The sequence below is a fragment of the Pseudoalteromonas sp. APC 3355 genome, assembly GCF_030407615.1.
Classification (GTDB): domain Bacteria; phylum Pseudomonadota; class Gammaproteobacteria; order Enterobacterales; family Alteromonadaceae; genus Pseudoalteromonas; species Pseudoalteromonas distincta.
The window spans coordinates 1-9,483 of the sequence record NZ_JASDDB010000026.1; the positions used below are offsets into that span (position 1 = coordinate 1).

The 9,483-nt window shown below is 39.8% G+C and carries 9 protein-coding genes; 5 read left to right on the plus strand and 4 right to left on the minus strand.

All coding sequences use genetic code 11. The features are described from left to right. Positions 1–301: 301 nt before the first annotated feature. The 3 genes from QMA08_RS20205 to uvrD all read right to left on the minus strand — a co-directional run bounded on the left by QMA08_RS20205 (position 302) and on the right by uvrD (position 5,466). Complete coding sequence (locus tag QMA08_RS20205; protein WP_290175329.1) at positions 302–1,150, minus strand: chemotaxis protein; 849 nt, start codon at positions 1,148–1,150, stop codon at positions 302–304. A 103-nt stretch (positions 1,151–1,253) separates the two neighbouring features. After that, positions 1,254–3,323, minus strand: a complete 2,070-nt coding sequence (locus tag QMA08_RS20210; RefSeq protein ID WP_290175330.1) for a GNAT family N-acetyltransferase — start codon at positions 3,321–3,323, stop codon at positions 1,254–1,256. Next, positions 3,301–5,466, minus strand: coding sequence for a DNA helicase II (gene uvrD / locus QMA08_RS20215; RefSeq protein ID WP_290175331.1), 2,166 nt, complete (start codon positions 5,464–5,466; stop codon positions 3,301–3,303). Before uvrD ends, QMA08_RS20210 begins: the two co-directional genes overlap by 23 nt. 303 nt (positions 5,467–5,769) lie before the next feature. Here uvrD and QMA08_RS20220 point away from each other — a divergent pair, with 303 nt between their 5' ends. From QMA08_RS20220 to QMA08_RS20230, 3 genes are all read left to right on the plus strand, one after another. After that, positions 5,770–5,994 carry a hypothetical protein gene (locus QMA08_RS20220; RefSeq protein WP_002963009.1) on the plus strand — a complete coding sequence of 75 codons (225 nt, stop codon included), beginning with the start codon at positions 5,770–5,772 and terminating at the stop codon, positions 5,992–5,994. A gap of 116 nt (positions 5,995–6,110) precedes the next feature. Then, the gene (locus tag QMA08_RS20225; protein ID WP_002963010.1) at positions 6,111–6,479 is read left to right on the plus strand and encodes a YacL family protein; all 369 of its coding nucleotides are present in this window, start codon (positions 6,111–6,113) and stop codon (positions 6,477–6,479) included. A gap of 80 nt (positions 6,480–6,559) precedes the next feature. Beyond that, positions 6,560–7,183, plus strand: coding sequence for a dUTP diphosphatase (locus tag QMA08_RS20230; protein ID WP_149593734.1), 624 nt, complete (start codon positions 6,560–6,562; stop codon positions 7,181–7,183). 15 nt (positions 7,184–7,198) lie between these two features. Here the strand turns inward: QMA08_RS20230 and yrfG are convergent, their stop codons facing one another. Then, positions 7,199–7,846: a GMP/IMP nucleotidase gene (yrfG, locus tag QMA08_RS20235; protein ID WP_290175332.1), complete on the minus strand. Its 648-nt coding sequence runs from the start codon at positions 7,844–7,846 to the stop codon at positions 7,199–7,201. Positions 7,847–7,907: 61 nt separating this feature from the next. On the opposite strand from yrfG, the gene nudE reads away from it, so the two are divergent. Together nudE and cysQ are read left to right on the plus strand one after the other, a co-directional pair. Further along, positions 7,908–8,480 carry an ADP compounds hydrolase NudE gene (gene nudE, locus QMA08_RS20240; protein ID WP_154903622.1) on the plus strand — a complete coding sequence of 191 codons (573 nt, stop codon included), beginning with the start codon at positions 7,908–7,910 and terminating at the stop codon, positions 8,478–8,480. After that, complete coding sequence (gene cysQ / locus QMA08_RS20245) at positions 8,473–9,276, plus strand: 3'(2'),5'-bisphosphate nucleotidase CysQ (protein ID WP_182695533.1); 804 nt, start codon at positions 8,473–8,475, stop codon at positions 9,274–9,276. The genes nudE and cysQ overlap by 8 nt, the downstream gene beginning before the upstream one ends. Positions 9,277–9,483: the final 207 nt, after the last annotated feature.

The window sequence follows — 9,483 nt, forward strand, 5'->3', positions numbered from 1 at the left end:
AGAAAATTGAAATGTGCGCAATTAACATACACTCATATCGCGACACAAAGAGAGTGTAGCATTTCACTGTGGCTCTCCACCGCTGTGGGCACTACGACATCCTATTGCGTAGCGCACAGGCTTCAAATTGTAGAGAGCCCGACTAGAAATAGTCGGGCTTTTTTACATCTGCAGAAAAGTGAAATATGGGGAGTAACGGACATTACATACTCGATTCTTCTCTAATTCATCTAAATGTACAAGTTGAGCGGAATAGCTCATTATTCCAGTACTAAAGTTAATAACCAAATTTAAAGGCTATTTAAAATAGTCCATAAGCTTGGGTTTCTTCACTTTCAGATTCTTCTAGTTGAGCTGGTTTAAATATTACGCTTGGATCAATTAATACACTATGCTTTTGGGGGAGCTTGATTAATCCTAGCATCATATTTTTAGTTTGTGGGTCTAGATCAAAACCAACCTCAGTGAGCTTATCCAGTGGCTTTATGTCTTCTTTTTTATAGTCGATATTATCTTCAACTTTATCTACTAATAAACCAACATGTGGATTTAATCCGTCTTTGGTGGTGAAAACAATAATAGGTTTATAGTCTAAGGTTATTTGCTCTTTAGCTGATTCAAATAAACGCTCAAGCTGAATTAGACTATTGCGCTTAATTTTGTCGAGCAGAGCTGATACTTGTTTATGATCACTTTGATTATGGGCTGCTATAGCTGCTTTTGCTGTCTCTAGTAATGATCGGAAAGGCTCGTCAAGCCGAGACATTGTTAATTTTAAGTCTTCATTGTCGGTGTTGAATTCTTTGTAAAATAAAACAAAATCTTGTAGTTCGGCATCATTATTTGAAATAGAAGTCGAGCTATTTAATAAGTTGTTTTGAAGGGTATTAAACCAGTTTAATAGTTTGTCTTGCCATATTCTTAGTTGCTTTAGTACATGCGCATTACTTTGTTCAGTTGAGATATCATTTAAAATAATACCTAAATCAAAAACAGGCGTTGGTATATCCATATAATCTTTAACACCAATAAAGCTTTTATTATTGTTGGGTAAAGTTGTTAGATTATTGTCAAAGCGCTCTGTTAATAAAATGTCGAGTATCTTTAGTGAAATTGTTTTGCAGCCCACTTTAAAGTTTATTAATTCCATGCCTTTATCTTAATTTACCTATTAATGTTTTAAGGATAGAACAAATTAAATAAATAGCTTAAAGATGGATAAAATTTAACAGAGATAGGGCAACTAAAAGCTATTAGATCGTACTTGTGAGGTTTTTTATGGCACGTTTAAATTGATTCTCAAGCTGTTTTTTTCCTAATAAACCTAAGTGTTGAATCACTTTTTCATTACTTTCATTTTGCAGCACTAACTTTATTAAAAGTTGTTTATCCGACTCTGTTAATTGAGATATATAAGAAGGTGACTGGCTCAGTAACTGCCAAAGAGTTGCAGAGATACTAAATTGAGTGAAGTTACTTTTAGTGAGCAGCGCTAATCGCTCGTGAGTCTCTAGGCTTATTAACTCGTCGCTAAATCCTTCAATTAGGATATTCACGAGTTGCCAATCTAGTGTTTTAAAGTGTGTTAAAAGCCCATAAAAAAAATCGTTTTTAAACTGCTTTTTTAGGGGTTGAAGAATTGTGCTTTTGTCGCTTAAGCATTTAACCACAAGCGCCGAATGTTCAGCGGTGCTTTTATCGCGTTGATAACCTAATTTTACAGTATCAAACCCTAGGTTTTGCCAAAAATTAAGTAACTGCGCTGTTGCGCCAAAGCTTGCACCAAGCCAACTACATTGGCTTTTTACCTGCGATTCGCAATAATTAAGTAACTTTTTACCAAGTCCTATATTGTGGGAACTCGGATCAATCGCTATTCGTACAACGCGAGCGCTCAGTTGTGTTAAACAGTCATTATTAAAGCTAAGTTGTGAGAGTGCTTGCGCCATTAAATGTCCTTGCGGACGGCGCTCTCCACTTATAACCTGTAGGGCAAGTTCTTCACTCAAACCACCTTCTATGGCGATTAAGCATACGCCAACTAATTGATTATTAATTTTGCTAATAAATAGTCTTTGCGATGGTGCGTCTAGCAGTTGGCGTAAGTCGTTGACACTACTTTGATAGTGAGCCAGTGCAAGTAGGGCAATAACTTGCTGCAGTAAAGATTCATTGTTTACAAGAGATTGCTGAGTTACTTCGCTATGAATTGGCTGCTCTAATTGATCACTACCTAATTCTTTATATTGTGCATCGAGTGCAAGCAAGGTGCGAATGTGCTTCTCGAGGGGATCGTGTTTAGCAAAACGCAGTGGCTCATCAAGCGTTACAACTTTAGAGGCTTTATAGTGCGCTTTAATATAGTTACTAAAGCGAATAGTATAACCCCTACCATTGCCCTCATACCCAACCAGAGTGCTTGCAAATACTATACGAGGGTAATGAGCTAGCATTTGTAGTAATAACGGAACAGGGATTGCTGCAGCTTCATCAACGAGTAGTAAATCGCACTCAGGTAGTGTGTTTAATAACGCGTCAGGTGCAACGTAGTGCAAGTTGGCGAGCTGTTTATGTTCAGCGTTGTATTGAAGGCTTAACTCTTGGGCTAAATGTTTAAAGCTGCTATGGGTCGCTTTAAACTGAGTGCTGCAAATAATTACTTTTTTATCAGCTAATTTTGCGGCTGCTAAGCCAAGTGCTGCCGACTTACCTCTACCTCTATCGGCATTAATGAGTAAAGGCCTGTTGGCACGGCCGTTAGCTACTTTTACTATTTGCTCAATACAGTTTTGCTGTGGCTCATAATCAATTTTATTATGCATTACATAGCTAGCGTTATTACTAATACAGCCATTTTTTTCACTAAAGTGAAAAGCGGGCAACGGTTTAATAATAGTCGCGAAACGCTGATTAAATATGCTGTAGTTAATGCTCTGACCGTGTGATTGCACTGTACTCAATGCTGGATCTTGCCAAGAGGCTAAATCATCCAGTTCAGGCAGTAATAAAAACAGTATACCGCCTGCTTTAACGGTGCCGGCAAGTGCTGCAAGTTTATCAGGGTGCAAACCACTAAAACCATCGTAAACAGCATGAGCAAATTCTTGCCCTAAAATTTGGTGTGTGCGAGTAGGCCAGTACGAATTTTTAATCGCGCACTGCTTGGATACAACAAGTGTATTGTTTTCATCTATTAATGAGTTAAGTATTTCATAACACCAAGCTGGGCTGCCCGTGATCAACACTAGCTGACGATTATACGCGCCAGCTAATTGTTGCTCTAACTCAATTAGGTGTGCTTTATACCGCTTGTAATCGTGCATAAGCCGTTACTAACCATTTGCTACCAAGGTCGTCAAAGTTAACTTGTACGCGAGATTGCGCGCCACTGCCTTCGTAATTAAGTACGGTACCAACACCAAACTTAGCATGCAAAACTCGTTGCCCTAAGTTAAAGCCACTGTCTTCAAATGCTGCATGGCTAACTGATGCGCTAAAACGCCCGGCGGCAGGTGGACGAGAAACCTGTGTTTTAATACGAATTTCTTCAACGCAGTCCTCAGGTATTTCGCGTAAAAAGCGTGATGGGCTATGGTATTTTTCTTGCCCGTATAAGCGGCGACTCTCAGCATGGCTAATATATAACTTATCCATTGCTCGTGTCATGCCTACATAACAAAGGCGGCGCTCTTCTTCCAAACGACCAGACTCTTCGTTACTTTGCTGAGAAGGGAACATGCCTTCTTCTACGCCTACCATAAACACTAGCGGAAACTCTAAGCCTTTAGCTGAGTGAAGCGTCATCATTTGTACGGCGTCTTCGTGTTCTTCTGCCTGTCCTTCACCTGACTCAAGTGACGTATGGGCTAAAAAGCCTTGTAAAGGTGAGCTGTACTCTTCGTCTTCAGGCAGCTCATACTGATCACAAGCGCTAATTAGCTCTTCTAAGTTTTCTACGCGAGCACGGCCTTTTTCACCTTTTTCTGCTTGGTACATTGCCATCAAGCCTGAGGTTTGAATTGTGTACTTAGCTTGCTCATGCAAAGTTAGGTCGCTAATTTTATCTTCTATTTGTTCAACGAGTTCTACAAACTTACTTACTGCACCAGAAGCACGACCAGATAAATGCTGTTGTTCTACAATTGCTTTTGCGGCATACCAAAGCGGTAACGATTCTGCTCGTGCACAATCGCGTATATAGCTCAATGTTTTATCGCCAATACCGCGTGCTGGCGTATTAATTACACGCTCAAACGCGGCATCGTCTTGACGATTACCTACTAGGCGTAAGTACGACAACGCATCTTTAATTTCTTGTCGTTCGAAGAATCGCATACCACCATAAATACGGTATTTTAAGCCTTCTTGTAGCATGGCCTCCTCGAGTACACGAGATTGCGCGTTACTACGGTATAAAATTGCGGCATCTTGTAGGGCATTACCTGCATTTAACCAGCTTCGTAGTTTGCTACTTACAAAGCGTGCTTCGTCTAATTCATTAAATGCTGCATAAATAGAAATTGGCTCGCCATCGTTACCGTCGGTCCATAAGCTTTTACCCATACGCTCTGAGTTATTTTGAATTAATGCATTAGACGCTTTCAAAATAGTTGCTGTTGAACGGTAGTTTTGTTCAAGACGAATGGTTTCTGCGCTAAAGTCAGTTAAAAATCGTTTAATATTTTCGATTTTAGCACCGCGCCAACCGTAAATACTTTGGTCATCGTCGCCTACAATCATGATACTGCTTGTATCGCCTGCAAGTAACTTTAACCATGCATATTGAATGGTATTTGTATCTTGGAACTCGTCTACGAGCATATGTGCAAAGCGTTGCTGGTAATGACGTAGTAACGTAGGGTTATTTTTTAACACTTCGTAGCTGCGTAGTAATATTTCGGCAAAATCAACTAAGCCAGCTCTGTCACAGGCTTCTTGGTAGGCGGCGTAAACACGCAGCATCATTTGCTCGTTAATATCGTATGCTTGAATATCTTTAGGGCGAAGTGCTTCATCTTTTTTGGCGCTAATGTACCAGCCAAATTGTTTAGCAGGCCATTTTTTATCATCGATATTCATCGATTTTAATAAGCGCTTGATCATCCGAAGTTGATCGTCAGAGTCTAAAATTTGAAAGGCTTCTGGTAAGTTAGCTTCACGGTGATGAGCACGTAAAATACGATGCGACAAACCATGGAACGTACCAATCCACATACCACCTACAGGGGCTTTTAGTGTTTCTTCAACGCGGCTGCGCATTTCTTTAGCCGCTTTATTAGTAAAGGTTACGGCAAAAATACTGTAAGCAGATGCTTGCTCAACTTGCATAAGCCACGCAATACGATGAACTAACACTCGTGTTTTACCAGACCCAGCACCTGCTAATACCAGCATGTTTTGTAGTGGGGCTGCAACGGCATCGCGTTGTTTGTCATTTAAGCCATCGAGTAATTGTGAAACGTCCATCGTTACGCCTTTTTAATCAATATTGTGGGCAGTATAACAGGTGTTTTTGTTAGGCTAAATAAAATACTGTTTTTATAAACAGCTATTTATAAAATAGCCTTAAAAACGAGTAACTTGCTATTTTTTTAAACAAACAAAAAAGTGTAAACGCACAATAAAAATTGCTAATTTGACCTAAAGTTAGCAATTTTTACTAACTCTCTAAATCTAGACTAATTTAACTATTTGATTTGTAAGCTTTAATAAATTGGCATAGAGTGTGTAAGTAAATAATTATAAAATCAAATAAATACAGAGGTTAGTATGGCAGATCAAGGTTCTGGCGGTAACGTAATCGCAGCATTATGTAATATATTTTTTCCTGGTTTAGGGCAGTTAGTGCAAGGGCGTATTTTAGCGGCTATATTTTTTGCACTCGCTATTATAATAAGTTACGCACTAATTTATGTGCTTGTAGGCTTTGTACTTGTGCCTATTATTTACTTATGGTCGATTATTGACGCAGCGCGTTATAGATCGCGGAGTTAACGGCTTTAAAGTTGAGTAAAATAGCGCCCTTGTGGCGCTATTTTACTTTATATGTCCTGTGGTTTGCGGGCGTTTACGTATATAATTACGCAATTAAAGATTTACAGGCAAACCCTATGGAATATCAATTTATTCGCGACCCTATTAGTGGGCTACGTATTAAAATAAGCAGTGAACACGCTATTATTGGTCGCTGGCTAAACGAAGAAATAGGCAAAGACAAAGTAGCTATGGTGCAAGCGCTTATTGCATCGGTGAGTTCAAGCTATGAGCCGCTAACGCTAAAAGGCCAAGAAATAGATTTAATATTAACCAAAGACGAAGCACTATTTGAAGCCCATGCGCTGCATCAAGACAGTGAAGACCTAATAGCGTATCAAGATGACGATTTAGCGCTTGAAGAAAATGGTTTAAGTAGTGGTTGTGGCTTTGAAGATTTCATTGATTTAATTGATTCATGGGCTGAATTTAGCGGCTCAAAGTAAACTACATATTAAGATAGTGCTGATGCGTTAAGCTTCCTTTATCTGTACTATTACACTAATCAAAAACGACAGGAATGAATATGTCTGCCAATTTAAACAAGCTAGTAGTTATGCTAGAAATGCAAAACGCCATGAACACTAAAGTACATGAGCAATGGTTTACTCAAGGGTTCGAATGGTACCGCGCTATTTGGGTTGAGTGCGCTGAAATGCTGGATCATCATGGTTGGAAATGGTGGAAAAAACAAACACCAGATACTGAACAAGTTATTTTAGAGTTGGTTGATATTTTTCATTTTGGTCTATCGCTTAGAATTGACGGAAAAACTAGCTACGAAGACTTAGCAAAGCAACTTGAAACTGAGCTTAGTAATGCTCAACAAGCGGATGACTTTAAACAAACGCTAGAAATATTAGCGGCTTGCGCTGTTGCAGATAAAACGTTTAATGCCGCTGCCTTTGCCGGCTGTATGGCGCAAATGGGTATGGATATTGATGATTTATATCGCGGCTACGTAGGTAAAAACACGTTAAACTTTTTCCGCCAAGATCATGGCTACAAAGACGGTAGCTATATTAAAGAGTGGAACGGGCAAGAAGATAACGAGCATTTAGTTGAAGTAGTTAAAAGCCTTGATACAGAACATGCTGATTTTGCAAAGTTAGTGTATCAAGGCCTTGAAGCGCGTTACCCAAAAATCTAGCCCATGTAAACTGAGTTAAATAATCTTACGATAGTCGGTAACACTCAGGTAATCGGCTATTTCGTTATGTGGTTGTTGGCTATCAGGGTTAGCAACTGCAAGTAAGTGCTCGATGCCGTATTCTCGTGCGGCATTTAATACCGGCACACTGTCATCTACAAACAAAGTGCGCTGCTTATTAAACCCTAAGTCTTTTTGTACTTGGTGCCACAAACTTTGCTGCTCTTTACTTACTCCATATTCATGAGTAGACACTACACCATCTAGGTAGTTATCAATCGCTGTATGCTCAAATTTCAGCATGACACTCTCAGGGTGGGCGTTGGTAAGTAAAATTAACTCTTTGCCTGCTTTTTTAAGCTCGGTTAAAAAATGAGGTACGTCTTCGCGCATTTTAATTAAATGCTGAGACTCTCGTTTAAGATCCATTATAGGCAAGCTTAATTGCTGCTCCCAATAATCTAAACAATACCACTGTATTTGACCGCTCACAGCTTGATAGCGTTTTAAAATATCTGCTTTAGCTGCATCTAGGCTAATGCCTCTAGCTAATGCGTGTTGCGCAGGGATAACGTTAAGCCAAAAATGACTGTCGTAATGTAAATCGAGTAATGTTCCATCCATGTCGAGCAAAACGGTATCGATTTTTGACCAATTTAACATAGGAATTTCAACTTATAAGGTTTATTATTGAACTAACTGCCATGATAGCAAATTAACGCCAATGACACAGAAAAAGCACCCAACACCACCACAAATCCTCAGTAACAATGTTGTTGCTAAAAGTCGCCTGTTTACTGTGGAGTCTTTAGAGTTAAAGTTTTCTAATAACGAAGAGCGCCAGTATGAGCGAATTCGCGGCGGTGGCCGGGGAGCAGTGATGATTGTTCCGTTAAGTGCAGATAATGAGTTACTACTTGTACGTGAATACTGTGCCGGCACAAACAATTACCAGTTAGGTTTTCCTAAAGGCTTAATTGATCCGGGCGAAACTCCAGAGCAAGCTGCTAACAGAGAACTTAAAGAAGAAATTGGCTTTGGTGCTGAGTATTTTAAACCATTAAGAACAGTAACAATGGCGCCGAGTTACTTTAATGCCACTATGCATATTTTATTTGCTAAGCAATTATACCCACAAACCCTTATTGGCGACGAACCAGAGCCGCTAGTTGTTGTTAAGTGGCCATTAACTCAGTGGCAGTCATTATTAGACCAAGAAGATTTTACCGAAGCACGCAGTGTTGCAGCTTTGCTATTATTAGATAAGTATTTAGCGTCTGGAGCTGCCGATGAATAAATTAATCGAACCGTGCATTGAATTAGCTGAGCGTGCTGGCGATGCAATTATGGCCATTTATAAAAAAGGCGATATTGGCCAACAAGAGAAATCAGATAATACGCCTGTTACCAAAGCTGATTTAGCAGCAAATGACGTACTGGTTGCTGGATTAAAAGCACTTGCACCCGATATCCCAATTATGTCGGAAGAAACACCTATACCTGCACTCGCCGACAGACAGGACTGGCAGCGTTATTGGTTGCTCGATCCGATGGATGGTACAGGCGAATTTATTTTAGAAAGTGGCGACTTTGCAGTAAACATTGCATTGATTGAAAATAATCATCCTGTGCTTGGCGTTATTCATTGGCCTGCAAAAGGTGTGACTTATTTTGCTACAGCTAAAAATGGTGCCTTTAAACGTGAAAACTCAATTGATAAGCAAATATCTGTAGCACCGCCAGAGAGCTTGACGCTTGCAGTGAGCCGCCGCCAAAAAATAGAAGCGGTGAGTCAGTATTTAAATAGTCAGTTTACAACGATTGCTATTGGCTCGTGTTCTTTAAAAGCCTGTACTGTTGCAGAGGGCAAAGCAGATTGTTTTTTAAGAATTGGTCCAACGGGAGAGTGGGATACAGGTGCTTCACAAGTTATTGTTGAAGAAGCCGGTGGTTGTATTACCGATGCAGAATTTAACCCACTAACGTACAACCAACGAGAGAGTACTGAGAACCCTGACTTTATAGTAATGGGACATCCCGACTGGGAATGGCAAAAAATGATTAATCCACATCAAAGATTGATTGCAGAGTAGTAATTTGATTGCTTTTTGTTCGGTTGAACAACTTTAATTAGTTTAGGTCTTGCATTAAATGTTTATTCCTATATAGTAGCGCTCTCTTCAAGGCAGGCACGTAAATATTACGAAAATGCTTTAAAGAAATTACAGGCGCGGGATGGAGCAGTCTGGTAGCTCGTCGGGCTCATAACCCGAAGGTCGTCGGTTCAAATCCGGCTCCCG

Bases quoted from the DNA above. Each gene is read 5' to 3' on its own strand.
- QMA08_RS20205 (WP_290175329.1), bottom strand. From the start codon at position 1,150: ATGGAATTAATAAACTTTAAAGTGGGCTGCAAAACAATTTCACTAAAG.
- QMA08_RS20210 (WP_290175330.1), bottom strand. From the start codon at position 3,323: ATGCACGATTACAAGCGGTATAAAGCACACCTAATTGAGTTAGAGCAA.
- uvrD (WP_290175331.1), bottom strand. From the start codon at position 5,466: ATGGACGTTTCACAATTACTCGATGGCTTAAATGACAAACAACGCGAT.
- QMA08_RS20220 (WP_002963009.1), top strand. From the start codon at position 5,770: ATGGCAGATCAAGGTTCTGGCGGTAACGTAATCGCAGCATTATGTAAT.
- QMA08_RS20225 (WP_002963010.1), top strand. From the start codon at position 6,111: ATGGAATATCAATTTATTCGCGACCCTATTAGTGGGCTACGTATTAAA.
- QMA08_RS20230 (WP_149593734.1), top strand. From the start codon at position 6,560: ATGTCTGCCAATTTAAACAAGCTAGTAGTTATGCTAGAAATGCAAAAC.
- yrfG (WP_290175332.1), bottom strand. From the start codon at position 7,846: ATGTTAAATTGGTCAAAAATCGATACCGTTTTGCTCGACATGGATGGA.
- nudE (WP_154903622.1), top strand. From the start codon at position 7,908: ATGACACAGAAAAAGCACCCAACACCACCACAAATCCTCAGTAACAAT.
- cysQ (WP_182695533.1), top strand. From the start codon at position 8,473: ATGAATAAATTAATCGAACCGTGCATTGAATTAGCTGAGCGTGCTGGC.